At 53.9% G+C, this 25,125-nt stretch carries 30 protein-coding genes and 4 tRNA genes; 23 read left to right on the top strand and 11 right to left on the bottom strand.

Features of this window, described 5'->3' with window-relative positions:
- Positions 1-11 precede the first annotated feature (11 nt).
- A complete protein-coding gene (locus tag QXU72_05535) occupies positions 12-1,013 on the top strand; it encodes an MBL fold metallo-hydrolase (protein ID MEM0494712.1) in 1,002 nt (333 codons plus the stop codon).
- A gap of 62 nt (positions 1,014-1,075) precedes the next feature.
- On the opposite strand, the gene QXU72_05530 is transcribed toward QXU72_05535, so the two are convergent.
- From QXU72_05530 to QXU72_05520, 3 genes are all read right to left on the bottom strand, one after another.
- The gene (locus QXU72_05530) at positions 1,076-1,603 is read right to left on the bottom strand and encodes a CDP-2,3-bis-(O-geranylgeranyl)-sn-glycerol synthase (GenBank protein ID MEM0494711.1); all 528 of its coding nucleotides are present in this window, start codon (positions 1,601-1,603) and stop codon (positions 1,076-1,078) included.
- Positions 1,593-1,850 carry a hypothetical protein gene (locus tag QXU72_05525; protein MEM0494710.1) on the bottom strand — a complete coding sequence of 86 codons (258 nt, stop codon included), beginning with the start codon at positions 1,848-1,850 and terminating at the stop codon, positions 1,593-1,595. Before QXU72_05525 ends, QXU72_05530 begins: the two co-directional genes overlap by 11 nt.
- A 213-nt stretch (positions 1,851-2,063) precedes the next feature.
- Positions 2,064-2,155: transfer RNA gene (locus QXU72_05520), tRNA-Ala, on the bottom strand.
- A gap of 206 nt (positions 2,156-2,361) precedes the next feature.
- On the opposite strand from QXU72_05520, the gene QXU72_05515 reads away from it, so the two are divergent.
- From QXU72_05515 to argF, 5 genes are read left to right on the top strand one after another with little or no spacing between them, the layout of a single operon-like run.
- Positions 2,362-2,499, top strand: coding sequence for a hypothetical protein (locus tag QXU72_05515; GenBank protein MEM0494709.1), 138 nt, complete (start codon positions 2,362-2,364; stop codon positions 2,497-2,499).
- Positions 2,500-2,537: 38 nt separating this feature from the next.
- The gene (gene rpl18a / locus QXU72_05510; GenBank protein ID MEM0494708.1) at positions 2,538-2,798 is read left to right on the top strand and encodes a 50S ribosomal protein L18Ae; all 261 of its coding nucleotides are present in this window, start codon (positions 2,538-2,540) and stop codon (positions 2,796-2,798) included.
- A 10-nt stretch (positions 2,799-2,808) separates the two neighbouring features.
- Positions 2,809-3,213, top strand: coding sequence for a prefoldin subunit alpha (pfdA, locus tag QXU72_05505; GenBank protein MEM0494707.1), 405 nt, complete (start codon positions 2,809-2,811; stop codon positions 3,211-3,213).
- 2 nt (positions 3,214-3,215) lie between these two features.
- A complete protein-coding gene (ftsY, locus tag QXU72_05500; protein MEM0494706.1) occupies positions 3,216-4,133 on the top strand; it encodes a signal recognition particle-docking protein FtsY in 918 nt (305 codons plus the stop codon).
- A gap of 47 nt (positions 4,134-4,180) precedes the next feature.
- Positions 4,181-5,143 carry an ornithine carbamoyltransferase gene (gene argF / locus QXU72_05495; protein MEM0494705.1) on the top strand — a complete coding sequence of 321 codons (963 nt, stop codon included), beginning with the start codon at positions 4,181-4,183 and terminating at the stop codon, positions 5,141-5,143.
- Positions 5,144-5,433: 290 nt separating this feature from the next.
- On the opposite strand, the gene QXU72_05490 is transcribed toward argF, so the two are convergent.
- Entirely contained in the window at positions 5,434-6,891 is a 1,458-nt protein-coding gene (locus tag QXU72_05490) for a zinc ribbon domain-containing protein (GenBank protein ID MEM0494704.1), read from the bottom strand.
- 75 nt (positions 6,892-6,966) lie between these two features.
- On the opposite strand from QXU72_05490, the gene QXU72_05485 reads away from it, so the two are divergent.
- The 5 genes from QXU72_05485 to QXU72_05465 all read left to right on the top strand — a co-directional run bounded on the left by QXU72_05485 (position 6,967) and on the right by QXU72_05465 (position 9,927).
- Positions 6,967-7,368 (top strand): hypothetical protein, encoded by a 402-nt coding sequence (locus tag QXU72_05485; protein MEM0494703.1) that lies wholly within the window; start codon positions 6,967-6,969, stop codon positions 7,366-7,368.
- Between the two features lie 196 nt (positions 7,369-7,564).
- Positions 7,565-7,777 (top strand): hypothetical protein, encoded by a 213-nt coding sequence (locus QXU72_05480; GenBank protein ID MEM0494702.1) that lies wholly within the window; start codon positions 7,565-7,567, stop codon positions 7,775-7,777.
- A 74-nt stretch (positions 7,778-7,851) separates the two neighbouring features.
- Positions 7,852-8,130 (top strand): preprotein translocase subunit SecE, encoded by a 279-nt coding sequence (locus QXU72_05475; protein ID MEM0494701.1) that lies wholly within the window; start codon positions 7,852-7,854, stop codon positions 8,128-8,130.
- A gap of 13 nt (positions 8,131-8,143) precedes the next feature.
- Complete coding sequence (locus QXU72_05470; GenBank protein ID MEM0494700.1) at positions 8,144-8,611, top strand: transcription elongation factor Spt5; 468 nt, start codon at positions 8,144-8,146, stop codon at positions 8,609-8,611.
- On the top strand, positions 8,608-9,927 hold the full coding sequence (locus tag QXU72_05465) for a UbiD family decarboxylase (protein ID MEM0494699.1): 1,320 nt from the start codon (positions 8,608-8,610) through the stop codon (positions 9,925-9,927). The genes QXU72_05470 and QXU72_05465 overlap by 4 nt, the downstream gene beginning before the upstream one ends.
- A 5-nt stretch (positions 9,928-9,932) precedes the next feature.
- Here QXU72_05465 and QXU72_05460 read toward each other — a convergent pair whose 3' ends face one another.
- On the bottom strand, positions 9,933-10,259 hold the full coding sequence (locus QXU72_05460; protein MEM0494698.1) for a hypothetical protein: 327 nt from the start codon (positions 10,257-10,259) through the stop codon (positions 9,933-9,935).
- 59 nt (positions 10,260-10,318) lie between these two features.
- Here QXU72_05460 and QXU72_05455 point away from each other — a divergent pair, with 59 nt between their 5' ends.
- From QXU72_05455 to infB, 3 genes are read left to right on the top strand one after another with little or no spacing between them, the layout of a single operon-like run.
- Complete coding sequence (locus tag QXU72_05455; protein ID MEM0494697.1) at positions 10,319-10,984, top strand: hypothetical protein; 666 nt, start codon at positions 10,319-10,321, stop codon at positions 10,982-10,984.
- Between the two features lie 7 nt (positions 10,985-10,991).
- On the top strand, positions 10,992-11,168 hold the full coding sequence (locus QXU72_05450; protein MEM0494696.1) for a 50S ribosomal protein L24e: 177 nt from the start codon (positions 10,992-10,994) through the stop codon (positions 11,166-11,168).
- Positions 11,169-11,221: 53 nt separating this feature from the next.
- Positions 11,222-13,021 carry a translation initiation factor IF-2 gene (gene infB / locus QXU72_05445; protein ID MEM0494695.1) on the top strand — a complete coding sequence of 600 codons (1,800 nt, stop codon included), beginning with the start codon at positions 11,222-11,224 and terminating at the stop codon, positions 13,019-13,021.
- Positions 13,022-13,039: 18 nt separating this feature from the next.
- Here infB and pyrH read toward each other — a convergent pair whose 3' ends face one another.
- Positions 13,040-13,723 (bottom strand): UMP kinase, encoded by a 684-nt coding sequence (gene pyrH, locus QXU72_05440; protein ID MEM0494694.1) that lies wholly within the window; start codon positions 13,721-13,723, stop codon positions 13,040-13,042.
- A 60-nt stretch (positions 13,724-13,783) separates the two neighbouring features.
- On the opposite strand from pyrH, the gene prf1 reads away from it, so the two are divergent.
- From prf1 to QXU72_05420, 4 genes are read left to right on the top strand one after another with little or no spacing between them, the layout of a single operon-like run.
- Positions 13,784-15,025, top strand: coding sequence for a peptide chain release factor aRF-1 (gene prf1, locus QXU72_05435; protein MEM0494693.1), 1,242 nt, complete (start codon positions 13,784-13,786; stop codon positions 15,023-15,025).
- Positions 15,026-15,667: an METTL5 family protein gene (locus QXU72_05430; GenBank protein MEM0494692.1), complete on the top strand. Its 642-nt coding sequence runs from the start codon at positions 15,026-15,028 to the stop codon at positions 15,665-15,667.
- A gap of 42 nt (positions 15,668-15,709) precedes the next feature.
- Positions 15,710-16,270 carry an exosome complex RNA-binding protein Csl4 gene (locus QXU72_05425; GenBank protein MEM0494691.1) on the top strand — a complete coding sequence of 187 codons (561 nt, stop codon included), beginning with the start codon at positions 15,710-15,712 and terminating at the stop codon, positions 16,268-16,270.
- A 15-nt stretch (positions 16,271-16,285) separates the two neighbouring features.
- Complete coding sequence (locus QXU72_05420) at positions 16,286-16,882, top strand: DUF2067 family protein (GenBank protein ID MEM0494690.1); 597 nt, start codon at positions 16,286-16,288, stop codon at positions 16,880-16,882.
- Positions 16,883-16,895: 13 nt separating this feature from the next.
- On the opposite strand, the gene QXU72_05415 is transcribed toward QXU72_05420, so the two are convergent.
- The 4 genes from QXU72_05415 to QXU72_05400 all read right to left on the bottom strand — a co-directional run bounded on the left by QXU72_05415 (position 16,896) and on the right by QXU72_05400 (position 20,178).
- Positions 16,896-17,744 carry an NAD(+)/NADH kinase gene (locus QXU72_05415; GenBank protein ID MEM0494689.1) on the bottom strand — a complete coding sequence of 283 codons (849 nt, stop codon included), beginning with the start codon at positions 17,742-17,744 and terminating at the stop codon, positions 16,896-16,898.
- Between the two features lie 38 nt (positions 17,745-17,782).
- Positions 17,783-18,835, bottom strand: coding sequence for an ATPase domain-containing protein (locus tag QXU72_05410; GenBank protein ID MEM0494688.1), 1,053 nt, complete (start codon positions 18,833-18,835; stop codon positions 17,783-17,785).
- A 425-nt stretch (positions 18,836-19,260) separates the two neighbouring features.
- Positions 19,261-19,587: a KEOPS complex subunit Pcc1 gene (locus QXU72_05405; GenBank protein MEM0494687.1), complete on the bottom strand. Its 327-nt coding sequence runs from the start codon at positions 19,585-19,587 to the stop codon at positions 19,261-19,263.
- 27 nt (positions 19,588-19,614) lie between these two features.
- Positions 19,615-20,178: a hypothetical protein gene (locus QXU72_05400; GenBank protein MEM0494686.1), complete on the bottom strand. Its 564-nt coding sequence runs from the start codon at positions 20,176-20,178 to the stop codon at positions 19,615-19,617.
- 61 nt (positions 20,179-20,239) lie between these two features.
- Here QXU72_05400 and QXU72_05395 point away from each other — a divergent pair.
- From QXU72_05395 to QXU72_05385, 3 genes are all read left to right on the top strand, one after another.
- Positions 20,240-20,350: transfer RNA gene (locus QXU72_05395), tRNA-Arg, on the top strand.
- A gap of 104 nt (positions 20,351-20,454) precedes the next feature.
- Positions 20,455-21,075, top strand: a complete 621-nt coding sequence (gene hxlB, locus QXU72_05390; protein MEM0494685.1) for a 6-phospho-3-hexuloisomerase — start codon at positions 20,455-20,457, stop codon at positions 21,073-21,075.
- A gap of 106 nt (positions 21,076-21,181) precedes the next feature.
- Positions 21,182-21,307: transfer RNA gene (locus tag QXU72_05385), tRNA-Pro, on the top strand.
- Between the two features lie 74 nt (positions 21,308-21,381).
- On the opposite strand, the gene QXU72_05380 is transcribed toward QXU72_05385, so the two are convergent.
- Positions 21,382-21,469: transfer RNA gene (locus QXU72_05380), tRNA-Leu, on the bottom strand.
- A gap of 130 nt (positions 21,470-21,599) precedes the next feature.
- Here QXU72_05380 and QXU72_05375 point away from each other — a divergent pair.
- Both QXU72_05375 and thsB read left to right on the top strand, forming a co-directional pair.
- Complete coding sequence (locus QXU72_05375) at positions 21,600-23,399, top strand: ATP-dependent DNA helicase (protein ID MEM0494684.1); 1,800 nt, start codon at positions 21,600-21,602, stop codon at positions 23,397-23,399.
- 50 nt (positions 23,400-23,449) lie between these two features.
- Positions 23,450-25,111, top strand: a complete 1,662-nt coding sequence (gene thsB, locus QXU72_05370; protein MEM0494683.1) for a thermosome subunit beta — start codon at positions 23,450-23,452, stop codon at positions 25,109-25,111.
- The last annotated feature ends 14 nt before the right edge of the window (positions 25,112-25,125 follow it).

The raw sequence follows: 25,125 nt of genomic DNA, 5'->3' as shown, positions 1-25,125 counted from the left end.
ACCCCCTCTTGGTGGCTGCGAGTGTGAGCAAGCTGAGACTCTGCGATTTCGAGGTAAAGCCGCTTGCCGAGGAGAGCCTGGGCGTGCGCTCTATGAGCATCTTCGTTGCGACACCGCACGCAGCGATCCTTCTCGACCCCGGTGTCAGCTTAGCTCCCCGCCGCTTCGGCCTCCCGCCCCACCCGGAGGAGTTCAGGGCGCTGCTTAACGCGAGGAGGAGGGTGCTCGATAGTGCAGAGGAGGCTGACACGGTGGTCGTCACCCATTACCATAGGGATCACTTCACGCCTTCCTACGAGTCTCTCTTCGAGTGCTGCGACCCGAGCGAGTTCGAGACAGTTTACAAGTCAAAGAAAGTGTTCGTGAAGCGTGTTGACAGCAAGACGCCTTTCAACCAGAAGAAGAGAGCCTGGAGGCTCTTCAGAGATCTGGAGAAAATCTCCACACCAGCCACCCAGATCGGAGAGGAGGAAGTGAGGCTAGGTGGCTTAACCCTGAGATTTTTCCCCTGCGTGCACGGTGACGCGCGACTTGGGAGCGTTCTAGTGGTAGAGATAAAGAGTTCTAGTGACTGCAGCCTCATCTATGCTCCCGACGTGCAAGGGCCTGTCGATGATGAAACCGCTAACCGTATTCTAGCTGAGCGATTCGAGCTTGCATTTGTAGGCGGTCCACCTCTTTACCTGAATACTATTTCCTCTAGAAAAGGGATCGAGGAGAAGGTCGCTAAAGGCCTCGACAACTTGGTGAGAATAATCCGTAGAAACCCGGGTCGTGTTGTGGTAGCGCATCACATGCTGCGCTCCGCGGAGTGGATGGAAACGCTGGAGAGCTTCGGCATTGAGGAGAGGGATGTACGCACCTATAGCTCTCTGCTTGGAATGACGCCGACTCTCTTGGAGGCTAACCGGAAAGTTCTCTACGAGTCAGACCCGCCTCCTCCAGACTACAGGCAGCTTCTCCAGGAGAATAAGGGCCGCTCTTGCTCTAAGCTGTTAGAAGAGATAGGATGAGCGGCAGGCGGTGAAGGAAGAAAGCAGGGTAAGCAGCAAGAGAAAAATGCGGGGGCACAATGTCACCAAGGGTGCTGCTTCAAGCCCAGCAGGAACGCTGCTGCGTTAGTAGCCCAGTGTATCAACGGCGTGACCAGTATGAGCACCGCGAGAGTCTGTAGGTCCACTGGGCCAAAGAGTAGAGAGTGGAGCAGGAGTCCTCCGAATAAGAAATCAAGCTGGTCCAGCAGCGGTGCTGGAGCACCTGGTGCTAGACCTAGCCTACGCTTGATGAATGCGCCCAGGAGATCTCCTAGAAGCGCGCCAAAAGACAACGTTACGCCCTCCGGGAAACTGTGCAGTCCGAGGTAGTCTAGAGCCATCGAAGCCGCAGTTCCCCCTAGTAGACCTCCCAGGAAACCTTCCCACGTTTTGTTCTCCCCCAGCAGCCTGCGGCCATCCTGCAGCGTTAAGCCTCCATCGATGGGGTGGAGCTTCCCCCTGTGCCTGTACAGGCGCACTGTTACAACTGGTGTAGCGTTTGCAACGTAGGCTGGAAGGACCCAGATCAGCGCCCTTACTAGTAGCTTCGCAGCGAAATCAGCGCTCATCAGTCTCAGCTTCACCGCCTAAAAGGTATGAAAGTATCTCCTCGGCGCCAGCCACCACTCGACTCTCTGTCACGAGAAGAGGGACACGTGGAGTTCCGTACTCTAGCACTAGCCACCCGCGAATCCCGTTGACTTCGACGACTTTAACCTTCTGAAGAACACCGTTGCCTTTAAGGTGCTCTAGCAGCTTGACGCACTCCTCGCTATTATCTACGAAGAGCACCACCTCGCCTTTATACCCGCTCATCGGATGAGAAAACTTCTCCTCTTGTGAAATAGGGTTACGGCTCATGATGCTCCGTCCTCCAATCGTCTTACGGCTAGGATATGCGTAAACGTTTCGTAGAGTTACCTGAAAGTTCCAGTGAGCTTCTGGACAGCCTTGAAGGTGTCCTGGAGCACACGCAATGGGTCGAGAGTGCACGATGCTGAGTGCCACCCCTCTTGCCAGGGCTAAAACTGGTGGACCGGCCGGGATTCGAACCCGGGACCACCGCCGCTCTCGGGAGCGAACCTTGCGAAGGCGGCATCCTCCCACTAGACGACCGGCCCCTCAAGTGCTTTGGGGGGAGGGGTTTTTGAATTTGATGCAGCCTGTGTTCCGGCAGAAGCAGCACCAGTAATGTTCCGCGCCGGTGCTCATCTCCCTTCACCGGCTTGGGCCTCGGGGCCCGCCCCGCGGCCTCCCCGGCTCTTGGCCGTGGACGACCGGGGCGGGTGGCTCACCGTGTACGCGGCTTTCGCCACGGGGTGAAGGCATGGAGGGGCTCGCGAGCAGCGGGGGTATGAGGGAGCTGAGGGTGAGGCTGGGGGAGCTGGCGAGGCGGGAGGGGCTGAGCTTCGACGAGGAGCTCAACAAGGCCCTCGAGGGGGCGCTCACCCCCTATCACCAGTAATAGATTTAACCAGTAATGGGTGTGGCTGCTAGAGAGATATGAGCACCAGAGTGCCTGCCACGTATAAGGTGGAGGGGCTGATGGTGTTGCGAAACGGAGAAACGAGGAAGTTCACCTTATACCTTCGGGGTCTTAGCGAAAGGGAGGTTCTGGACAGGCTCTACAGCGTCTTAGGTGGGAGGCACAAGTTGACGAGGAGGCATATCAAGGTTAGCAGAGTAGAACCTGTTAACGTTGAGGAAGTTGAAGACAGCTACATTAGAGAGCTAGCTGAGGCTGAGGTTCTAGTTGTGAGGTAGGTGCCGGTAGATGAGCCTGCAAAGCAGCACTAGGGAGAGAGCCGCCGAAGAGTACATGGCTCTCTCGCAGTTAGCGGAGGAAATCCAGCGAGAGATAAGTTTAGCACAGAGCCTAGCCGCTGAAATCGAGTCTACAATTGCTACGCTGAGAAACGTTAGCGCTCTCGAGAGTGCAAAGGAGGTACTCATCCCGCTCTCCGCCGGGGTTTACATGAAAGCTCTTGTGAACAAGCAGGAGAAATTCCTAGTTAATATAGGCTCGAACATCTTGGTGGAGAAGAACCTTGAAGAGACTATTGAGACTTTAAACAAGCGTAGAGAAGAGCTCACGCAGCTGATAAACAGAAGGGTAGAGGAGCTTAACAGCATAATCGCCAGAGCACAGCAGCTCAGGCAAGTACTATCACAGCGGTAGAAATGTCTAGCAAAGGACTCACCAAGGTATTTTCCTCTATCGTCGAGAAAGTGAAGTACACGGGCTTCTCCGAGCGTGAGCTGAGAGAACTTGAAGAAGAGTTCTTGCTCCACCTCGTTGAAAACGATGTCGCTTTAGATGTAGCTGAAGCGCTTCTGCGAGAGCTCACTTCTAAGTTAAGCTCGGTGAAAGTCTCAAGGTTTGCGGATAAGGGTCGAGTCGCACTAGAGGTGCTGAGGGAAGTAATTCTCGAGCCCTTCGAGAAGGTTTCCGGAGAGACCCTCGAGAAAAGGATCGAAGCTGTAAGAGAAGCTTACGAGAAGCCTTTCTCCGTGGTTTTCCTAGGACCTAATGGGCATGGGAAGACAACTACTGTTGCCAAGCTGGCGTACAGGCTCTCTAACCTAGGCTACAAGGTGGTTATTGCAGCCGCTGACACTTTTCGCGCGGGAGCAATCGAGCAGCTTAGAGAGCTTTCCGAGAAGGTTCACGCGGAGCTAGTGTCCTTGGGCTACGGGGCCGACCCTGCTGCCGTGGCCTACGAGGGCTTTCTGCGCGCTGCGAAGCACGGGGCCGACGTGCTGCTCGTAGACACCGCTGGGAGGATGCACACCAGGAAGAGCCTCTTAGACGAGATGAAAAAAATTATACGCGTTTTGAACCCAGACTATAGAGTCTTCGTAGGTGATGCGCTGATAGGAAACGATGCCGTCGAGCAGGCGAGGGTCTTTCTCACAGAGGTAGGTTTCGATGGCTCCATCCTGACGAAGTTCGACGCAGATACCAAAGGCGGTGCCGCTCTCTCGATAACTTACATAACATCTAAGCCGCTACTCTACGTCGGAGTGGGGCAGCGCCTGCAAGACCTCATACCTTTCGACTACAAGCGCTACGTTGAGGAACTTCTACCTTCCGCGTAGAGAGCAGCCTTAACGTTTTAAACCCTAATTACCTCCACCTTTCCTCGATGAAGCGAGATCTACTTACTTTGAAGGAGTTCTCCAGGGACGAGATACTTTCGCTGATCGAAGACTCAGTAACTCTCAAGAAACTCCGCGCTGCTGGCGTCAAAAAGCTCACACTACTGAGTGGGTATAGCATAGCTTTAATCTTTGAAAAGCCTTCGACCAGGACGCGAGCTTCCTTCACCGTCGCAGCACTCGAGCTGGGAGCTTGGCCCGTGTCCTACTCCGCTCAGGAACTCCAGCTTTCGCGAGGCGAGCCCATCAAGGATGTAGCGAGAGTGCTCTCGCGGTACCACGATGCGATAGCTGCCAGAGTGTACCGTCACGAAGACCTGGAGGAGCTGGCGAGGTACTCTACGGTACCGGTGATCAACCTTCTCAGCGATAGCCACCACCCTCTGCAAGCACTTGCCGACTTCATGACTATTTACGAGAAGCTGGGCCGCATCGCAGGCGTGAAGGTAGTTTTTGTCGGAGATGGAACAGATAATGTATTCAACTCTCTGGCTATAGTCGGGGTGAAGCTGGGCGCCAGAATTCGGGTAGCAGCGCCACCTGGCTACATGCCCAGGCCCGAGCTGCTAGGAGAGGATGTTCTGAAAAACATTGAGGTGTTCGAGGATCCGGGTGAGGCTGTTAGCGACGCAGATGTCATTTACACAGATGTTTTTGTGAGCATGGGGCAGGAGGCGCAAGGAGAGGAGCGGATAAGAGCGTTCCTGCCGAAGTACCAGGTTAACTCTGAGCTGCTTAAGAAGGTAGGTAAGAGCAACTTCATTGTCATGCACTGCCTACCAGCTCACAGAGGTGAGGAGATAACGGACGAGGTGATAGAAGGGAAGAACAGTGTGGTTTTTGACCAGGCTGAGAATAGGCTTCACACAAGTAAGGCAGTTCTTTTAAACCTTCTTTCACCGAACTGGAGAACACCAGTTCTTAGACGCCCGCAAGAACTTGGACCTTAAGCTTCTTTGAGAGCCCAAGTAAAAAGTTCTTGATGCGCTATCTCAAGTACTGTGCAATTCATTACGCGTAGGGATGGCCTCGCCTGCGGCGTTTTTCCGCTCCGTAACCTGCGAAGGACCTCTCGCAGCGGGCCGGCGCTACGCTTCGGGAAATAGCTAATAATATCTTGCCAACCAGCTGATACGTTCCGCGCCGGTGCTCATCCCCCTTCACGGGCTTAAGCCTCCAGGCCCGCCCCTCGGCCTCCCCAGCCCCGAGCAGAGCCGAGGCCGTGGACGACCGGGGCGGGTCATGGGGGCGGCCGCTTAAGGGCGGCCTGCTCGCGCCTTTCAGCGCCCCGTCGCCGGAGCGCCTCCCGGCTGCTCTCCCCCTCGTCGCGCACGCGGCCCCCCGGGAGCGCCCCCCGAACGGGCTCGACGTCCGGGCGGGGGTCCCGGGAAGCGGGGCCTGCAGGGTTGTTGTAGTTCCTTGCGAGCGCTTTGGGGTGGGCTTTGAGCCACCCCTTCAGCGTGTCGGCGAGCGTCGGTGGTAGGGCTTCGAGGGCTGCGTTGAAAGCTCCACCGTAATCCCTGTCGAAGACAATGCTACAGTGGCTGCACTTGTAGTAGCGGTGAGCGACCTCCTCGCACCACCTGCCGCAGAGGGGGCACGCCCTGCCGGAAGCCCTCACCCTCCGGTAGAGCGCCCCCTCGTACCGGCAAAGGTTCTTGATGTGTTTCGTCACGTGCAGGTAGGTCTTCTGCAGCTTGCTGTTCCTGAGGCTCTCAGGGTCGGGGGCGTCGATAGCGATTACTGCCCTGCCGTTCGCCCCGCGGATGAGCTGCCTCAGCTCCCCCAGCAGCTTCCGGGCCCACCGCCTCCTCGCCAGCCTCGCCGCCCGCTCCAGCTGGCAGCGGAGCCTGTCAGCCCTCTCAGTGGTCAGCGCCCCAACCCTGGAGGATAGCCGCTTCACCCTCTCCAGGGCCCACTGCCAGAGCTGGAGCTCCTCCTCCGTGGCGTTGTCCGGCGGTTCCGGCGGCAGGCCCTGGGCGATCTTCCGGAGCACGCTCGCCTCCGCCAGGTAGAGGGCGTCGTTGGGCGGCTGCAGGCGGAAGGGAGACTTCGGCACCCTCACGCCGCCCTCGGTGAGGTCGAAGACCACGGCGGCAATGCCGTACACGCTGTTCACGTCCACCCCCACCACCCTGACGGGCGGCCCGAGCCGGACCGCGTCGAAGTCCGCGCACTCCTCCCTGTAGAGCCACCACTTCGGCGGGCTCCTGAAAGCGACGATGCGCAGCCTGCCCCGGCACGTCAGCTGGACGGCGAACTCCGGCTTAGGAGCGAGCCGGAGCTCCCCCTCCAGCGCCTTGACCAGCCCTGGCTTCAGGGGGATCCGGATCCCAGCGCAGGGGATCCGCAGCTCGCTCCTGCCGAGGTCGACGATTACTGAAGCACCTTTGCTGCCGTGGATCCTCTTTCCATCCTTGACGACCTTAGCCAGCAGGTAGTACGCCGCTCTACGCTTCGGCGGGGATCGCTTCCCCGCCTGCTCCCGCATCTCCCGCATGTTCGCATCCTCGTTTTCCCAGCTCTCGTGGTAGCGGAACGCGTTCTTCGGCAGCGAAGGATCCCTCTGTACGAGGCGCTGGTGGAGCTTCGCGAGCTCTCCCCTCACTCTCCTGTTCAACTCCACCCTGAAGACCCTGAAGCCCTCCCCAGGGGCCTCGCTCTTCTCGGGGGCTCCCCTCGCCGTGCTGGCCCCCATCCGCTCCCCAGCTTCACTTGCCCAAACCCTATTTATGGCCGCAAGGGACGCGGGGGCGTCGCCCCCGGGAGAGTGGTGCCGGCGCTTGAGGGGAGGCTGGCTCACCCTCTACACAGCCTTTGCAGCGTGCTTCTCTGCCTGCTGGAGCACTTCAGCTCGCTAATCGCTGTAGTGAGGGAGGGCTTGGAGGGTGCGGGCAGCAAGGTTTGGGATACTCTGATGTTCTACAGCCTGTCGGTGGTGCTGAGGGGTGATGTAGCGTGGGTGAGGGTCGGGTACGCTCCCTCGAGGCTCTTCACCGCCAGGTTCAGGAGGAGCGTGAGCGCCGAGGAGGCGGTGGTGGCGCTGAGGGCTGGGAACATTATCCCGCCGGAAGACGTGAGGGTTGTCACAGAGGAGGGCGCGACCTTCCTTCACGCGGGGAAGCTTCTCGAGAAAAAGGTTAAGCAGGTACTAGAGGAAGCCCTACCCCGCTGAAAACCCTCAAGCTTTTCCTCCTTTTTTCTCTCTCGTGCTCCGGGGCTAGCGAGGCGCCTCCGCGCGAGGTGAAGATTTAAAACTGCGGCTTGGAGCGGGTGAGCGTGGCGTTCAGCGCCTCGGGGCGCACGGTTCTCATGAGGCTGAGGGGTGACTGGCTCACCGTGTACACGGCTTTCGCCACGGGGTGAGTGGTGTGGAGCGGCTGGCGAGCGGCGAAGGCAGGCGCGAGCTCAGGGCGAGGCTGGGGGAGGGGGAGCGGGTCGGGGGCGCAGAGCTCCAGGAGCTTTTCGGCGAGCACGACTTAAAGGTTGGCGCCGCCAGCTGCTGCGGGCTCTTCCAGCTCTTCTCCCCCAGTGCCCACGTCCAGCAGGTACCAAGCGTAGCTCCAGCCCACGGAAAGCATTAAATGGGACTGCATTTATTCTCTGCGGTGAGGGGTAAGATAATCAACATCAAGGTGAAGAATGAGGTAGCTGATACATGGGGCTGGACATGCCGAGACTGCTCGAGGATATAATAAGAGTTGTGAAGCTGGCTACGAAGCCAACGGCCGAGGAGTACAAACTCTCTCTAAAGGTAATCTTAGCAGGTTTCAGCCTCCTTGGCGCGCTAGGATTCTTTTTCCAGCTTGTGGGCTCTATGCTGGAGATCGAGAGCGTGCATTCGGTACCTTCGGAGCTCTCGCTGATCATCGGTGTGGTTGCGCTTGTGGCGATTCTAGCGCTGGGCTTGTACTTGCGGTCAAAGAGCGAAATATGAGCGGTGCGCAGAGATGGAGACGGAGAAGAGAATCAAGTTCTATGCTTTGAAGGTTACCGCCGGACAGGAGTACAACGTAGCAGTGCTTCTGAATAATAGAGCTGCAGGAGGAGACTATAAGGTAAATTCGCTTCTCGTAATCCCAGGCCTCAAGGGGATGATATTCGTGGAGAGTGAAGGCATGTACGAGGCACGCAGACTGGCTTACGGCATTAAGCATGTGCGTGGGGTTGTCAGGGGTGCTGTTTCGATAGAGGAGATGGAAACCCTTCTTAAGCCGAGACCGCTTGCCGAGCAGCTGAATACAGGCGACATCGTTGAGATAATCCGAGGACCTTTCGCAGGGATGAGGGGTAAGATAATCAGCATCGATAAGGTGAAGAATGAAGTGAAAGTAGAGCTTTCGGAGGCGGCCTACGTTCTACCCGTAACTATAAGCGCTGATGATGTCAGGATAGTGCAGCGGGCGAGCGGCTCTTGAGAAACCCTAGCATCTCTCTCGACGTAAGATCCCTGGTAGAGCATCTCGAAAGGCTTAACATGCTTAAGCGGCCAGCTAGGACCTATAGGCTCGAGTTCGAGGTTGCCGCTGCGGTAAAAAAAGTTCAGCCAACTGCCATACTGATGAAAACGGAGAAAGGCTTAGTACTTTCTAACTTGCTCGCTAGAAGATCCACCCTCTACGAAGTAATGGGGGCGGCTGACGATAGAGAGGCGTACCAGCTTCTACTCTCAGCAATGAGTTCCCCCCTCAAGCTGGCTCCCGCCGAGCCCATGGGGCTCCTTAGCCTCGGAGATGACCTCTTCAAGATGCCTATACCTAAGCTTTTCGAGAAGGATGGCGGCCACTACATCACTGCAGGAGTGTTTCTCAGCAGGGATCCCGAGAAGCCCGTGTTCAACGCCAGTGTTCACAGAGCGATGATCATAGATGAGAAACATCTCGCTGTGCGTCTTGTTCCGCGCCACCTCTACCACATGTTTACCAAAGCTGAGAAAATGAACAAGCCTCTCCCCGCTGTAATCGTTATTGGGGCACCGCCGATAGTGTACGTGGCAGCGGCTGCAAGTCCGCGTTACGGTGTTTACGAGGTGGAGGTGGCGAATCGCCTTGCGGGTGGGGAGCTAAAAGCTTCTTACGAGCTCGCTGATGGGATACCGGTCCCTATACCCTCCGAGTACATAATTCTAGGAGAGTTTATGCCCCATAGGCGCGCTCCCGAGGGTCCCTTCGTAGACATACTTGGAACGTACGACGAGGTGAGGCAGGAGCCGGTTTTCGAGGTCCACGAGATCCTTTCAAGGCAACATCCTTTATTCTATTCCATACTTCCTTCAGGCCTGGAGCACTTGCTTCTGATGGGATTCCCCCGAGAAGCTGCCATCTGGGAAGCCACGAGCAAAGTAGCTCCCTCAGTGAAGAAAGTTAGACTCACTCCAGGTGGGGGCTGCTGGCTGGTTGCTGTCATAAGCATGTCTAAGGAAACCGAGGGCGATCCGAAAAACGTGCTGCTAGCAGCTTTCGCGGCACACCCCTCGCTTAAGATAGCGATCGTGGTCGACGAAGACATCGATCCCGACAACTTTCAGGAAGTCGAATGGGCGCTCGCAACGCGCATGCAACCATCCGAGGATCTACTGATTCTTAGCGGGGTGAGAGGTAGCAGCCTAGATCCCTCGGCAGATCAGTTAACACTTTTAACATCAAAACTAGGAATTGATGCTACGAAACCTCTCAGCAAGGGGGCAGCTCTCTTCGAGAGAGCTAGGATCCCGTTGGATGTCGAAGTGGATTAGCACGCTTAGAAGAAGTTGCTCTCCAAAACTTCGATATCGACGTTACTACTCTTCAGGAACTCCAAGAGTCGATGTCCGATAACATCCGCCCCGACTCTCCCAACGCCTCTGACTCTCCTAAGAACCAGCATCACTTTTTCTGACTCCTCGCAGCACACGGTAAACACCTCTCTCCACATGCGCGCACCAGCCGGAGAGACGTTAACGTATACCAGCTTGCAGTGGTTATTCAAGTCCCGGAACTCTACCCTAAGGAAGATGACAGCGTACTCGTCGATCGTGGCCAGCAAAAAGCTCTTGCCGACGGTCAGGGTGCCTCTTAGCCGGCTCATGATGTCGCTGCAGGAAGCACCTTTAATTACGTAGGCAGCGAGCTTCAAGTGAACCGTAAATGGTACCGGGCGCTGCTCTGAGAAAAAGATTTCTCGAGCTTCTCAGGCAAGCTTCTCCCCGGCGTCGCGACAGTATAATCGCTGTAACGGTGAACAATCCTCAATCGTACCTTGCGTTAAAGATGCTTATCCATATCGAAGATGAGTTTGAGTCGACGATCCTGCATCTTCACGTGGGGGACAGCATCTCGCCGCGGCTCGCGGAGCTTTCCCAGATGTGCAAGCAGAGAGTGCAAGTGCCCGAAAGCCCCAAGAGCATTACTGAACTTAAGCTGCAGACTGCTAGCTTTGCAGCTAGGTACGGATCCCCGCTCTGCGTACTTCCCTTGACAGCTGAAGAGGTTGTTGCTTATCTGCTGAACGAGCTGTTGATGGGCAACCCCGCCGGGCTCCAACTGGAGCGTGAGTACAGGACGGCTTACCCGCTATCTACGACAACGTTGAGGGAAGTACTCCTTCTCGTGGGAGTTGAAGACAGCGAGAATCCTAATCTCCTCCTCGAGGGCCCCGCTGTGCAGCTCTTAGAGGCCTTAAAGGGAAGAGCAGACCCCCCAGCTGCAAGCAGGCTCTACGTTCACTTCACTAGGCAGATGCTATCGCGGGAACGCAGCGCTTCCCAGAATAAAAAAGATATATTCCTGCACGGCAGCGGCTGGGGTAGGTGAGCTGGTAATGCCAAAAGTGCTATACTGCACGTTCTGCAAAAGGCCTGTTAAGCCTGGAAGCGGCATAGCTTACGTCAGAAATGATGGCGCTATCCTGCACTTCTGTTCTTCAAAGTGCTTTAAAAGCTCCATTAAAATGCATAGAGATCCGAGAAAGTTGAAGTGGGCTAAAGCATCCAAGTAACTGGCTACAGTGCCTCGAAGCTTCTACCTCAAAAGTGCGTGGAGGTGTGGTGCATGTCTACTGCTAAGACCTACGTTCGAGCCCCCATCATAGTTGTCTTGGGGCACGTTGATGCCGGTAAGACCACGCTTTTGGATAAAATCCGCGGGACAGCGGTTGCGCGGCGTGAGCCTGGAACGATGACTCAGCATATCGGTGCTTCTTTTCTCCCGTGGAGCGCTCTGGAAAGTATCTGCGGACCGCTTCTTTCACAGATAAAGGTTGAGATAAAGATCCCAGGTTTCCTGGTGATAGATACTCCTGGTCACGAAGCTTTTAGTAACCTGAGATTCCGAGGAGGAAGCATAGCGGATCTCGCCATCCTAGTCGTAGATGTGTTTAAGGGGTTAGAGCCGCAGACTTATGAGTCGATAGAGATACTGAAGCAGAGGAAGGTCCCGTTCGTAGTTGCTGTCAACAAGATTGACAGGATTCAAGGCTGGAAGCCTGTGCCTAGCGCCGCTCTTGGCGAGACACTCAAGCATCAGCCGGAAGACGTCGTATACAGGCTCGAGGAGTTGATAGCTTACGTTATCAAGCAGTTTCGAGAGATTGGGTTTCAAGCCGACAGATACGACAGAGTCCGGGACTTCACGCGAACACTTGCTCTAGTTCCTACGAGCGCGCTCACCGGCGAGGGGTTGCCGGACCTCCTCCTGGTAATGGCTGGCCTTTCCCAGCGTTTCCTGCTAAAACGTCTAGTATCAACAGTATCCCCTGCAAAAGGCGTTATTCTAGAGCTCAAGGAAGAGGTGGGACTTGGCACGACAGCAGCTGTTGTTATCTACGACGGTGTGCTGAGGAAAGGAGATCTCATCGTTGCAGGCGGCCTTGAAAAACCGGTTGTGACTAGAGTGAAGCTACTTCTCATGCCTAAACCTCTCGACGAGATGCGCTCTCCTGAAGATCGTTTTATCGACGTGGAGCAGGTTCAGGCAGCCGCGGGAGTAAAAGTCGTGGCCGAGGGGCTGGAGAACTGCATCCCTGGTGCTCCTTTATACGCAGTGACTGACGCAGCGTCTATCGAAAGCGTGGCCAGAGAAGTTCAGGAGGAGATTCTATCCGTAAGGTTCAGGTACGATGCTGTAGGAGTCGTCGTAAAGGCGGACACTTTGGGCACGCTTGAAGCTCTTGTCGGATACATTAAGAAGATGAACGTACCGGTACGGTTAGCAGATATAGGCGCCGTTGCAAAGAGGGATATAATCGAGGCAAGCATGGTAAAGGACAAGGACCCGGCTAGAGCTGCAGTGCTAGCTTTTAACGTCAAAGTGCTTCCCGAGGCTAAGGAGGAAGCCGGCAAGCTAGGTATTCCGATATTCCAGGAGAGAATTATATACCGGCTGGTCGAGGATTATCTGAAGTGGTGTGAGGAGCTTAAGGAAGCTGAGAAACGGGAGCTGTTGAAGAAGATGACGCAACCCGCTGTGATCCAGATTCTACCCGGCTACGTCTTCCGTAGAAGAGATCCTATAATCGTTGGGGTTAGAGTCATTGCAGGAAGGCTCAAGGGCGGAACCAGGCTAGTCACGAGAGACGGGCGCGAGATAGGTGAAGTTATGCAGATTAGGCAACATGATAAAGTCTTGGAGTACGCTGAAGAAGGCTCCGAAGTTGCGGTATCCATAAGGAGTAAAGCTATCGTAGGTAGACAGGTCGAAGAGGGCGAGTACCTGTACTCTGATCTCTCAGTAAATGAGATCAATACTCTTCTTGATAAATACTCAAGCCTGCTAACCTCTAATGAGGTTAATTTTCTAAAGAAGCTTCTGAAGTTTAAAATGGGGCTCAGTAGAGAAATAGAGTTTCCTTAGCTCTGCCCGCCGGAACCTCTACCCTGGTAGGATCACGCTTCCTATATTCTCCCCACTCAGCGCGCGAGCAATGTTTTCAGATGGTTCACCAGCGATGACCCGAACAGTCCGCTTGCTCCTGATAATTATGTGGAGCGTGAGCGGGTCCAGAAGCTTATAGCCGCCGGCAACCTGGTTGCTGGAGAATTTACTCAATAGGTCGCTGGCCATAACCTGTTTCAGGAGCTTTGCGTCGGGGTACTTCTTAGGGTCTTTATCGAAAATACCACTCACATCTGTCGCAATTACGAGATCCCAGGAGAGAGCCTCCGCGATCAGGGCTGCAGTGGTCGTTGTGGACTGCCCCGGCTGAAGACCTCCCGTGAAAACCACCGGTAAGTCCGAAAGTGTTAGTGCCCGGATCTCCCTCAGAGATGTAGGAATTATGGGGAATGTTTTGTAAAAAGCTGCAAAAAGTAGTGAGGCATTAAGCCGTGAAGCAAAGATTCCTACCTCGTCGAGCGCTCCCTCACTGGCGCCCAGACCTCTTCCTGCCTCTATGTACTTGCGGGCAACCTGACCCCCGCCGACGACTACAACTAGCCTACTATTCTGAGACGCAAGTTTAAGGGTGACAATTAGGGAACGCAGATACTCGGCGCGCAGCTCTCCTTTCTCATCGAAGAGTAAGCTGCCTCCCACCTTTACAACCGCCTGAGGCACGTGCCCCTTATAGGGTCAAAAAATAAATGTGATGTTCCGGCTTGGGGCTCGGGATATCGCGTGAAAGAGGAGCTCGAGCGGTTAAAGCTGGAGAAACTCGTCGAAGAACTAAAAAGAAAAGAGGGTAGGGGTACGGAGCTCGTAACAGTCTGTATCCCAGCGGGGCGGCCTATAGCCGAGGTTCTTGACACGCTCAACCAGGAATATGCTACCGCGTCAAACATCAAAGACAGAACTACGCGGCATCACGTTCTCGATGCTTTGACGGCTATAATCAATAGATTGAAACTTTTTCGTGAAACTCCGCCTAACGGTTTAATGATTTTTGCAGGCTACGTGGCTGGTGACGTGCCTGGTAGGGAGAAGCTAGAGATCCACTTGATCGAACCACCTCAGAAGCTGAAAGTCTGGCTTTACAGATGCGATTCAAGGTTCCACACGGAAATACTAGAGGAGATGATAAGAGTCAGAGACGCCTACGGGTTGATCGTAGTAGAGCGAGGGGAGGCGGCTATCGGAATCCTCCGCGGGAAATTCCTGGAGGTCGTAGATGAGCTAACTTCTGGAATACCGGGAAAACACAGAGCTGGAGGGCAGTCGGCGCGGAGGTTTGAACGCATAATAGAGCAGATGGTTCATGAGTTCTACAAAAGGATAGGTGAGCACGCGAACAAGATCTTCCTCCCCATCAAGGACGAGTTAAGAGGAATTATCATAGGGGGTCCCGGGCCCTCCAAGCAAGAGTTCGCTGAGGGAGATTATCTACACTACGAGCTTAAGTCTAAGGTTTTAGCCGTCCTGGATACCGGCTACGGAGGGGAAGCTGGCATATACGAGCTATTGGAGAGAGCACGAGAAATACTCAAGGACTCGCAGCTCCTGCGAGAAAAGCAGGCGGTCAACGAGTTTCTCTATCATCTTTCCAGAGATACCGGGCTGGCGGTGTACGGGGAGGAGGAAGTGCGCGGCGCTCTAAGTGCTGGTGCTGTTCAGAAACTCCTTGTCTCAGAGGGGGTTTCGAAAGTGAGGGTCAAGGCTGCTTGCGCCCAGTGCGGCTACGAGTTTGAGGCCACAGTGGACCCTGCGGCGAACGGGCGCTACAATCTCCAATGCCCTAGATGCGGTGGTCAGGTGCAGGTAGTAGAAGAAAAACTCCTAGTAGAGGATCTCGCTGAACTTGCGGAGAAGCACGGTACGGAAATAATCCTCGTATCAACCAACTCGAGCGAGGGTAAAGAGCTTCTCAGAACTTTTGGAGGTATAGGTGCGATTCTTAGGTATCGGCTTCAACGGAGCGCGTAGATGAACATTAAGCGGAAACAGCTAGAGCGCTGCTTGAACGCTATTCCTCCCCACCCGAAGCCGAGAGTAGAGCTGGAGCAGTATACAACCCCTACAACTACTGCTTCCACTCTTCTCTGGATCGCGGAGTTCCACTACGGGGACCTCTCCGGGAAGAAGGTCATTGACCTCGGCTGCGGGACGGGCAGACTAGGTATCGGTGCAGCCCTCTTGGGTGCTGGCTACGTGGTAATGGTCGATATCGATGAGCTACCGATTCAGCTAGCGAAAAAGGCTGCGGTGGACCTTCAAGTAGACTCGGTTATCGACTTCTTGGCAGCAGATGTTTCCAGCCCACCTTTCCGGAAGGGGCGCCCCTTCGATACTGCGGTTCAGAACCCACCTTTTGGGGTTCACCGGAGGGGCTTCGACATACTCTTCTTGAGAACCGCTTGCACGCTAGCTAGCGTCGTTTACTCTCTCCACAAGCGATCTACAGAGAATTTTGTGCGAAAGAAAGTGACTGAAATGGGGTCTTCATGCGAGGTGCTCTTTCAGGAAGTCATATGCATACCTCCGATGTTCTTTTTCCACAAGAAAAGGAGGCATTGTTTCGAAGTCAGCGCGATTAGAGTGTGGGCGAGGCCGAGGGCAGAAGCTTAGGATTTATAATGATGAGTATGCGGTAGTGCTTTGCGCGCGGAAATGGCTGAGGTAGTTACACCTGGTGAGAACCTGGGCTACGAGGAAGAATTCTCAGCAGGAGAGAACACTTATGTCCATAGTGAGAGCGGTTTAGTGCGGTCCAAGATCTTAGGTTACCTTTTAAGGGATTGGAATGCTCGAGTACTAAAAGTTAAACCCGTAAAGAAGATAAAGTATTTAATGGATAAAGGTGACATAGTTCACGCTTCAGTAGTAGGTTTTAAGGATACAGTAGTGATCGTAAATATTTTCTTCAATGAATCTAAAAATGTGTTTGTGCCAGCACAATCCACGGGGATTATCTTAGCATCGAGAATCAGCGGGTGGCGAGTTAAGCTCTACAAGGAGGTTTTCGGGTACGGAGATATTGTCAGAGCAGTAGTTGTGGAGAGAGGAGGCCCTCCCTACTCTCTTTCCACTAAAGGACGTGAGTTTGGCGTTATTTTAGCGAAATGCCCCAAGTGTTCCTCAACTTTAGTTAAGAGAGGGCCAGCTTTGATCTGCCCTAACTGTAAAACAAGAGCAAAGCGGAAGGTGAGCTCCAAGTACATTGTCACTTGAAAGGTGAAAACTTCAGTGAAAGGCGTTGTCTTGACGTTCAACTTCGGTAGTTCTGCCGAAGCTTTGAAGTTTATAGAAGTTTTAAGCAAAAAAGTGGGAAGAGGTGCTATACTGGGGGAGATTAAAGGAAATAAAGTTAAAGTGTTTGTACCTTTTTCGGAAAATTATCGAAAAACTGTTAGGGAAATAAAGCTTATCTACTTTGAACTGCATAGCGGTGCAGATTACAGACCTAAGCGCTTTGAAATAAGTACCGTGCTCTCGGCATCTAACCTTAAAGTCGCGATTCCTATTCAAACACTAGTAGATGCTTTAAGGCTCGAGGGGTATGAGGCCAGGCTAGAGGGGAACCACCTAGTGACGAACGCTAAATTTCAACACTTAGCTGAACTTGCAGAAAAAATTTCTGAGCGGTATGAAGAAGCTGCAAGACAGAGGTTAGCGGCACCTTTGAGAAGGCTCGTAGCGGTGGTCGCCACCTACATGAACACATCCATCAGTGATGCAATCGATCTATTACAGAAGCTTGGTTTCATTGAGAGTAAAAACGGTGAACTTGTCTTAAGATTCAGTCCTGAAGATATTATGAATAAACTAAGGGATTTTTACTAAAACATGAATTATGTCACCTGGACACGTTCAAGCTTCCCTGCCAACGACCCATATCGATCAACCTCAAGTACAGCTTACGAGCTAGATCAACGGCGTAGCTTTCAACAGTCACTAGCTCTAGGTTCTTCTGAGAGGGGCTGACTTTAACCTCAGAGCCAGGGGGTAGGTCAGCAACGTAGCGTCCATCTACGATGAGGTGAGCTGTCTCAGAGTTTTGAGAGAGAAGAATCTCCATGCTCTTATTATATGCAATCAAGGGCTTTACGAGAGGAGATAGAGCTCCCGGAAACACAGCTTCCAGAATAGGCTCATCGAAGTTAACTATGATTGAAGCTCCGTAGGATAATGCGTGAGCAGTGCTTCCTGCCGAGGTTGAGACAATCACGCCATCACTACGTGCTTTGTAGAAGAATCCTCCTACACGCATAGTAAACTCTATCAACTTACCTCTAGGTGCCCATAGACCTACCTCATTGAGAAAATACCCGGTGATCGCTTGGGAAGAGTACTCGCCGAGCCTTACCCTCCGTACCTCACATTCACCAGCCATCGCTTTCTCCAGGACTACCTCTAGGGTTTCAACGCTATGCGGGAGCAGGTATCCAAGGCTCTCGGCAGCGAATCCCAGCACTGGTGGGGGTGATCCTCCGCAGAGGTCGATCAGCCTTAAGAGCGTTCCGTCACCCCCCACGACTACCACTAGATCGGCGTCGCAGGCGGCGCTCTGCCCCCTACCTACTGCTGACGACTCCACAACAGCGGCTATTCCCTTGGATTCCAGTTTCTTCGCAGCTTTATAGCCCCACTCAGCTGCGGATCCTCCTTTTTCACGAAACCTTATTACAACTTTTCTAAGGTTCATAAAGTCACCGTGAGAGCTAGTACGCGCTGCTTTTTCCCTCAGCGCCTCGCTATTCTCCTTATGTACTCGCTCAGAGGCTCTCTGATAACGATGCCCCTACCGCTGACAATGTCGAAAATGTACTTGCTTGGCTTGACGGGCGCCCACCTAGCTTTCCTTATGTACATTATCCTCTCGACGCTTCCATATATCTCCTCTATACCCAGAACTATTATTCCTGAAGCTAGAAACTCTTCTACGCCGAACCTACTCAGCTTAGAGCTACCAGTAGGTATCTCACTGGTCATCACCGTCGTCAGCTCACCAGTCTTCTCGATCGCGAACACCATCTCGCGGAGAAACTCTCTAGCATAGAGGATGTCCTCTTCCTTGCCGCCATAAACGAGCGGTGCTATAGGGTCGATGACGAGCCTCCTCGCACCTATCTTCTTCGCAGCGTTGAGAACCTGCTCTATGATATACCTAGGCTCGATGTGCTTCCTCTCGTCTCTTAGGTAAATTTTGCTAAAATGGGTTCTCATATCTAAGAACATGAGGCGCCTAGAGGATATCAAGTCGCCAATGTCCCAGCCAAACAGCCTTAACCCCTTTAGCAGCTGGCTAGTAGGCTCATCTATCGCAATGTACAGGCCAGGCTCGCCAATAAGCGCTCCGTGAATCAGAAACTGTATGGAGAAAATAGTTTTGCCGCATCCCGCCTCACCCGCTACGAGGTAGGTTTTTCCGCGTAGGAAACCACCTCCAAGTATCTCGTCAAGCCCCGGAATACCTGTTGGCGCGTAGTGGTCTAGCCTCTGAGTAAGCAGAAACTGCTGACCTCGCGTGGGCTGGGCGCTCACCTGGTCAACGATACCTGTGAGCGCCACCTCTGGGAGACCGGCCTCTGGATAAGCCTTAACCTGCATCTCTGTAGCTCCCTCCGCCACTCTCTCGGCGACGGGCGCAGCCGCTCCCTGGGTCGCAGACGGCTCGGGCAGCGCGATTCTACACGGAGGACTTAAGGGATCCTCGACCGTGGTTTTAAGCTTCAAACAGTAAGCCCTTGAGGGTATGTAGAGTGGGCATTCTCTGCACGATGTACGCCGAATCATACACTGACCTCTGTTTCTATAACTTAGAAACTTGTCGTATAAAAAGGTGCCCTCAGTGCTGTCCCGCGCCGGTGTTCATCTCCCCCTTCGGCCGTTGCGGGCCTCTGGGGCCCGCCCCGCGGCTTCCGCTTGGGATGGCCGGGGCGGGTCATGGGGTCGGCTGTCCGCCTCTCCGGCGGTGGCCTAACCCTCTCTTTTCAGCGCCCCGTCGCCGGGGCGCATCCCCGGAGGGGGGCCTCCCGGTTGGTAGCGGGGGTGGACCCTCGATCCCGCGCGCGGAGCCCCCGGGCACAGCGCCGTCGCCGGCAGAGTCCCGGGAAGGGGGGGCTCTGGCGCTCGAAACTCGGCGCTAAGACACTCGGATGCTCGCGGAGCCAGGCGCGTAGTTTATCGGCGAGTGGGGTTTGGATGTTGGCGCGCGGAGGCTACTGCGCAGCGCGGTGAGGGGCGCGGTTTTCTTCAGCCTGCGCCGCGGCCTGCTGAGCTGGCAAATACCTCTCCGAGACCGAAAAAATGGCGCCCAGCGCCCTTAAGATTGTGTTAAGAGATGCCCTCAACGATGAGATATCCTCGCTGAGCAGATTCACGAGAAAAGCTTCGGGAGCTCTGGCGATAGAGATCTCTGCTCTGTACCTAGGAGTAGCGCCCGACTCCGGGAGAAAAGCAGCGTAGAGAGAATCCAGAAAGGAAGAATCGCTGCTCGAGATAATTACCTCTACGCGAACTTTACATCCTTTATGCGCAGTGTCCATTACCCGCACCACGATCTTCACGAACACTCAATAATAAACTTTTGTCGATTTAACCAGAATTTTTAATCCTATTTCTTGAGAATTATCAATAAACTTCAAAACGTAGGCGAGATGTTCCTCGAGTACGTGCTCCACCACTAAGACCCTCGCTTCCCTGAACGTTTTTAGATCCTTTTCGTCTAGGCAGCCAAGGTACGAAGAGTTAACGGCGTAGGCTATATCCTCCGCGATGCCCTCCGACTCTTCGGAGCATCGGCCTACGGAGACTACCAGAATTCGGGCTGAAGGCCTCCTAATGCTCCTAAGCTTCTCAGGGAAAGCTACGCCTCGGAGCCTTAGAAGGAGCAGAGGCCTAGTCTGCGTGCCTCCAATATCGAAGAAAACTATCCTCCCCGGGTTCCCGTGCAATCCCCTTCCCACTATGATGAGCCTTCTGGCTCCCAGCGAGCGAGCCCGCAAGATAAGTTCGCTGAAACTACTACCACCGCGGTTCACCCGTTTAGCTGACCACAAGGCGTAGCTCAGCTCTCTGGCTAGCCTTCTAACAGGCGGGGTCACATGCCTCGTAGTCGAGATTACGATTTCGTACAATTCGCTCCTCACCTCGCGGTTGAGAGTAAAGCTTTATACTTTGGGTATTAGGGGAGTGGAGGGGCCCGTAGCGCAGTCAGGAAGCGCGGCGGCCACGCCTTTCAGGCGCCGCAGTTCTAAGGATGAGGAGGGAAGCCGCAGGTCCCGGGTTCGAATCCCGGCGGGCCCGCCAGTTAGCTTTGCGAAAATAAAGTAGGAAACCTCGAGCGAAGCTCTGCAGAAGACTCGCAGGGATCTCGACAGTAAGTTTTTTTCGCCACAACAAGGAAGATAGTGGTGAAAGCTTGGATGGCAGAGGACGTCAAGAAGTCTATGATGAGTATAGCGAATTATATCCACCGTGCCGCTGAGGAGATAGACCCTGAGCCTGTAAACAGGTTCCTTAAGGTTCTCACAGCCGCGCTGGCTAATAAGAGGAAGATACTGGTTGTGGGGGCTGGGAGGAGCGGCCTTGTCGCGAAAGCTTTCGCGATGCGCCTCATGCACCTCGGGTTTAACGTTTACGTGGTTGGTGAAACAATAACACCTTCCATAGGCGAGGGTGATGTGCTGATAGCCGTATCAGGGTCAGGAAGTACACAGGTTGTTCTCTCGGTGGCTTCAGCGGCGAAAACCGTCAAAGCTACTGTTGTAGCTATAACCTCTTTTGAGGAATCACCGCTAGCCAAGATAAGCGACCACGTGGTAAAGATACCGGGACGGACGAAAATTGCCGCTGAGAGCGACTATTTCGCTCGGCAAGTACTCGGAATATACGAGCCGCTAGCACCTCTAGGCACACTCTTCGAGGACACAGCAATGCTGTTCTTCGACGGCGTCATACTCGCCTTGATGAATATTCTCGGATTAGAGGAGGAGGATCTAAAAAACAGACATGCGAACATAGAATTTGTCTAAGATTTTCTATAATCACGCCCCAGCCCCGAAAGAATAGAGCGATTATTAGGGACTCGGCAAAGTTCTTGACAGAAAGGGTTAAAGCCGATCCCCCCAGGAACGCTCAGGGGCCGTTGTCCAGCCTGGTAGGATGGCCCTGTAGCGGTTCCTAAAGCCTGGCTTGGGCCCAGGTGGAGGGCGCGTCGCTAACGCGTCCGCCGAATCCCGGGTTCAAATCCCGGCGGCCCCACCACCTGCAAGGCAGCAACTATACCCACTCCAACCTAAGCCTAAATCTTAGGGAAGCTTTTTGGTGAAGAGAGATGTTGGTGCGGGGGCCGGGATTCGAACCCGGGAAGGCCAGCGCCAGCGGATCTTGAGTCCGCCCCCTTTAACCTGGCTCGGGCACCCCCGCTCTGGAGAATTATATGCTATCCCCATTAAAACCTTCTTCGCTCCTTCTACGCGTAAGCTACCTGCTCGGGGTGCCCTCGCGGTTTTATAGCAAAGCCTAAAACTCTCGCCGCGGTTACATCTGCAGAGCTGTGGAGCAAAGTCTAGTGTTGAGGCTGATCAACCCTTACGGGAAGCCTAAGCGCGGCCAGTCTGCCATAGCCTCGAAAGTAGGAGAAGCTTATCTGAGCTCCAGGATACTGGCACTCCAGTATCCTCCGGGTTCTGGGAAGACTCTCGCCGTCTTAATGGGTGTGCTTGAGGCCGGAGTACCGAAGGTAATCTACTTAGCGAGGACGCGGACCCAGTTTCAGGCTCCTCTACGAGAAGTTAGGCGCTTCGAAGAGCTAGGAATACCCGTGCCGACGGCCACGCTTGTGAACAAGAAAGATCTGTGCATCTTCACGAAGAACTACTCTCTGGATTACAGAGAGTTTCTTAGGTACTGCCAGATTAAAGTGAAAAGCGGAATCTGTCCTTTCGCCCGTAAGGTGGTGGAAACCATCAGATTTCCGGGAATCGTGGACACCGAGGCTCTCAAAAGTATAGGGTTGGCGAAAGGGGTATGCCCTTTCACTTTAGCGTGGAGAGCTCTAGACCACGCTCGCATTATTGTCGCATCCTACTCCTACCTGTTTGATGAAAAACTCTTCGATATTTTTCTTAAGAGAAGCGGAATAGAGTTGGGGGATTCCCTTTTAGTTGTTGATGAGGCGCATAATCTTCCGAGACAGATTGTGGACTTTTCCAGAAAGATTCTTAGTGAAACTGCGATCCGCCTCGCTCGAAAAGAGCTCTCGTCGATGAAACAGGCTTCGCCTGATATACTTTCAACCGCGCGGGTTCTCGACAGCCTGCTCAGAATTCTCAGAAAATATAGCCAGCGCGGCGATGAAGTTGAGGTCGCCGTTGAGGAGCTTGGTGGAGGAGAGAGCTTTTCAACAACTGTCATGAAACTCGCTCGAGCTTACGAGACATTGAGCGGAGCCCCATCGAGCCTGTGGCGCGTGGCCGAATTCCTCCATGCAGTAGAGAAGGCTGATAGAGATAGCTTGGTCTATGCTTCTTCCAAGACTGGAGAGAGACAGCTAGTATTGGTTAATATTAACGCGAGCAAAGTTGCACGGCGAGTCTTCTCTAAAGTTCGCGCAGCAGTTCTCATGTCTGCAACGTTGCCGCCCAACGATTACCTGGTGGCTGCGCTTGGATTAGAGGAAAACCGCCTCGAGAGATTTGAGTATACAGCCCCTTGGGGGGCTAGGGTTAGGGCCGTGGTGGTTAGTGGCATCTCCTCCAGGTACGCTGAGCGTAGCCAAGAAACTTATAGAACATACGGAGAGCTTATCGATAGAATATACTTCTCGGAGAGAGCTGCGAGAGCCCTGGTGGTCTTCCCATCTTATACCTTCCTAACTAATGTTTACCCGTTCGTAAAAGCAGCACCTAAAATCCGTGAGCGCCCTGAGACCAGTCTCGACGACCTTATAGGTAAGGTGGCCGGCCTCGGAAAGTTCCTCCTCATGGTGGTGGCTTGGGGTAAGTTCAGTGAAGGTGTCGAGTTGAAAGTTCTGGGAAGAAACCTAGTGGACACGGTAATAATAGCAGGGCTTCCACTCCCTGACCCCTCCATTGAGAATAAGAAGATAATGGAGAGAATGCGCGACAGGCTTAGAGACGAATACAGAGCGTGGAGCTACACGTTCTATTTCCCAGCAGTCGCTCGAGTAGTTCAAGCCATAGGTAGAGGTCTACGCTCCGAGAGCGATTACCCGCAAGTTTTCGTTTTAGATGAAAGGCTGCAGGGTGAAGGTGAAGAGTACTTGAAACGCCTGGGGATCACCATCCATCGCGTTGACATAAAGGACATTCTCCAGGTCTACGGGAGCCGCTAGAAAAAAGTTTATATAGAAGCGATATTTTTGCTTCTGCGAAGGGAGGCAATATGGCAGCTGTTGGACAGATAGGTGGAGTCCCGGTACTGATTTTGAAGGAAGGAACATCTCGGCAAACGGGACGGGAGGCTTTGCAGCTGAACTTGATGGTTGCTAGAGCTATAGCTGAAACCATCAAGACCACGCTCGGCCCCAAAGGAATGGATAAAATGCTCATCGATACGCTCGGCGACATCACTATCTCCAACGACGGTGCGACGATCCTGGACGAGATGGATGTCCAGCACCCCATCGCAAAGCTCATGGTAGAGGTCGCAAAGGCCCAGGATAAAGAGGTAGGAGATGGAACCACTACCGCTGTAGTGCTCACCGGAGAGCTTCTGAAGGAGGCGGAGAAGCTCCTCGACAAGAACATCCACCCAACGGTGATCGCCAGCGGTTATAAGAAGGCACTAGAAAAGGCACTAGAAAGCATCAAGGCCAAGGCCGTAAAGGTTGACCTCGACGACTACGAGGCATTGAAGAAGGTCGCGATGACTGCAATGCGCAGCAAGACCGTAGCTGCTCTGAGAGACTACTTTGCAGACATCGCCGTGAAGGCGGTTAAGCAGGTGGCTGAAAAGGTCGACGGAGAGATTAAGGTCGACATTGATAACATCCAGATAATTAAGAAGAAAGGTGGCTCGTTCCTCGACACGCAGCTCATCTACGGTATTATCGTCGATAAAGAGGTTGTGCACCCCGCGATGCCTAAGCGTGTTGAGAACGCGAAGATTGCTCTGCTTGACGCCCCGCTGGAGATCGAGAAAACGGAGATCGACGCCGAGATCAGGATCTCTACACCTGAGCAGATGCAGAAGTTCCTGGAGGAGGAAGAGAAGATACTGAGAGATATGGTTGAGAGGATTAAGGAGGCTGGTGCTACTGTGGTGTTCTGCCAGAAGGGTATTGATGATGTGGCTCAGTACTACTTGGCGAAGGCTGGGATTTTGGCTGTGAGGAGGGTGAAGAAGAGTGATATGGAGAAGTTGGCGAGGGCGACTGGTGCGAAGATTTTGACGAGAGTGGAGGATATTTCGCCGGAGGCGCTTGGCTTCGCGAAGCTAGTAGAGGAGAGGAAGGTTGCAGACGAGAAAATGGTCTTCGTAGAAGGGTGCCCCAACCCCAAGAGCGTCACCATCCTCGTCAGAGGCGGTTTCGAGCGAGCTGTGGACGAGGCTGAGCGCTCCCTCAAGGATGCACTCTATGCCGTGGCGGATGTTCTGAGAAGACCGTACATAGTGCCAGGTGGTGGTGCAATCGAGGCTGAAGTTGCCAAGGAACTGAGGAAATTCGCAACCGAAATCGGTGGCAGAGAGCAGCTCGCTGTAGAGGCGTTCGCCAACGCAGTAGAAGGGATACCAAGAACCCTGGCCGAGAACGCGGGCCTCGACCCCATAGATATCATGGCTGACCTCAGGGCTGCTCACGAGGATCCAGCGAAGTGGACCTACGGCGTCGACGTGTTCGAGGGCGGCGTAGCCGACATGCTGTCCCTTGGAGTGTTCGAGCCAGCCATCGTTAAAGAGCACGCACTAAAGATCGCTACCGAAGCCGCAACGATGATACTCCGCATAGACGACATAGTAGCAGCTTCGCGACTAGAGGAGAAGAAAGAGGAAAAGAAAGAGGAAAAGAAAGAGGAGGAAGAAAAATCATCTGAGTTCGACTAAAGCGGCTTAGCGGC

This window comes from Thermofilum sp. (assembly GCA_038741495.1).
Lineage (GTDB): Archaea > Thermoproteota > Thermoprotei > Thermofilales > Thermofilaceae > Thermofilum.
The sequence above is the reverse complement of the archived record's forward strand: the minus strand, read 5'-3'. Positions and strand labels throughout refer to the sequence as shown.

Bases quoted from the DNA above. Each gene is read 5' to 3' on its own strand.
- QXU72_05450 (MEM0494696.1), top strand. From the start codon at position 10,992: ATGCCAAAAGTGCTATACTGCACGTTCTGCAAAAGGCCTGTTAAGCCT.
- QXU72_05405 (MEM0494687.1), bottom strand. From the start codon at position 19,587: ATGGACACTGCGCATAAAGGATGTAAAGTTCGCGTAGAGGTAATTATC.
- QXU72_05460 (MEM0494698.1), bottom strand. From the start codon at position 10,259: ATGAGCCGGCTAAGAGGCACCCTGACCGTCGGCAAGAGCTTTTTGCTG.
- thsB (MEM0494683.1), top strand. From the start codon at position 23,450: ATGGCAGCTGTTGGACAGATAGGTGGAGTCCCGGTACTGATTTTGAAG.
- ftsY (MEM0494706.1), top strand. From the start codon at position 3,216: ATGTCTAGCAAAGGACTCACCAAGGTATTTTCCTCTATCGTCGAGAAA.
- QXU72_05410 (MEM0494688.1), bottom strand. From the start codon at position 18,835: ATGATTCGGCGTACATCGTGCAGAGAATGCCCACTCTACATACCCTCA.
- QXU72_05470 (MEM0494700.1), top strand. From the start codon at position 8,144: ATGGAGACGGAGAAGAGAATCAAGTTCTATGCTTTGAAGGTTACCGCC.
- infB (MEM0494695.1), top strand. From the start codon at position 11,222: ATGTCTACTGCTAAGACCTACGTTCGAGCCCCCATCATAGTTGTCTTG.
- QXU72_05525 (MEM0494710.1), bottom strand. From the start codon at position 1,850: ATGAGCGGGTATAAAGGCGAGGTGGTGCTCTTCGTAGATAATAGCGAG.
- pfdA (MEM0494707.1), top strand. From the start codon at position 2,809: ATGAGCCTGCAAAGCAGCACTAGGGAGAGAGCCGCCGAAGAGTACATG.
- QXU72_05475 (MEM0494701.1), top strand. From the start codon at position 7,852: ATGGGGCTGGACATGCCGAGACTGCTCGAGGATATAATAAGAGTTGTG.
- QXU72_05530 (MEM0494711.1), bottom strand. From the start codon at position 1,603: ATGAGCGCTGATTTCGCTGCGAAGCTACTAGTAAGGGCGCTGATCTGG.
- QXU72_05455 (MEM0494697.1), top strand. From the start codon at position 10,319: ATGGTACCGGGCGCTGCTCTGAGAAAAAGATTTCTCGAGCTTCTCAGG.
- QXU72_05490 (MEM0494704.1), bottom strand. From the start codon at position 6,891: ATGGGGGCCAGCACGGCGAGGGGAGCCCCCGAGAAGAGCGAGGCCCCT.
- QXU72_05415 (MEM0494689.1), bottom strand. From the start codon at position 17,744: ATGAACCTTAGAAAAGTTGTAATAAGGTTTCGTGAAAAAGGAGGATCC.
- rpl18a (MEM0494708.1), top strand. From the start codon at position 2,538: ATGAGCACCAGAGTGCCTGCCACGTATAAGGTGGAGGGGCTGATGGTG.
- QXU72_05425 (MEM0494691.1), top strand. From the start codon at position 15,710: ATGGCTGAGGTAGTTACACCTGGTGAGAACCTGGGCTACGAGGAAGAA.
- argF (MEM0494705.1), top strand. From the start codon at position 4,181: ATGAAGCGAGATCTACTTACTTTGAAGGAGTTCTCCAGGGACGAGATA.
- QXU72_05430 (MEM0494692.1), top strand. From the start codon at position 15,026: ATGAACATTAAGCGGAAACAGCTAGAGCGCTGCTTGAACGCTATTCCT.
- QXU72_05515 (MEM0494709.1), top strand. From the start codon at position 2,362: ATGGAGGGGCTCGCGAGCAGCGGGGGTATGAGGGAGCTGAGGGTGAGG.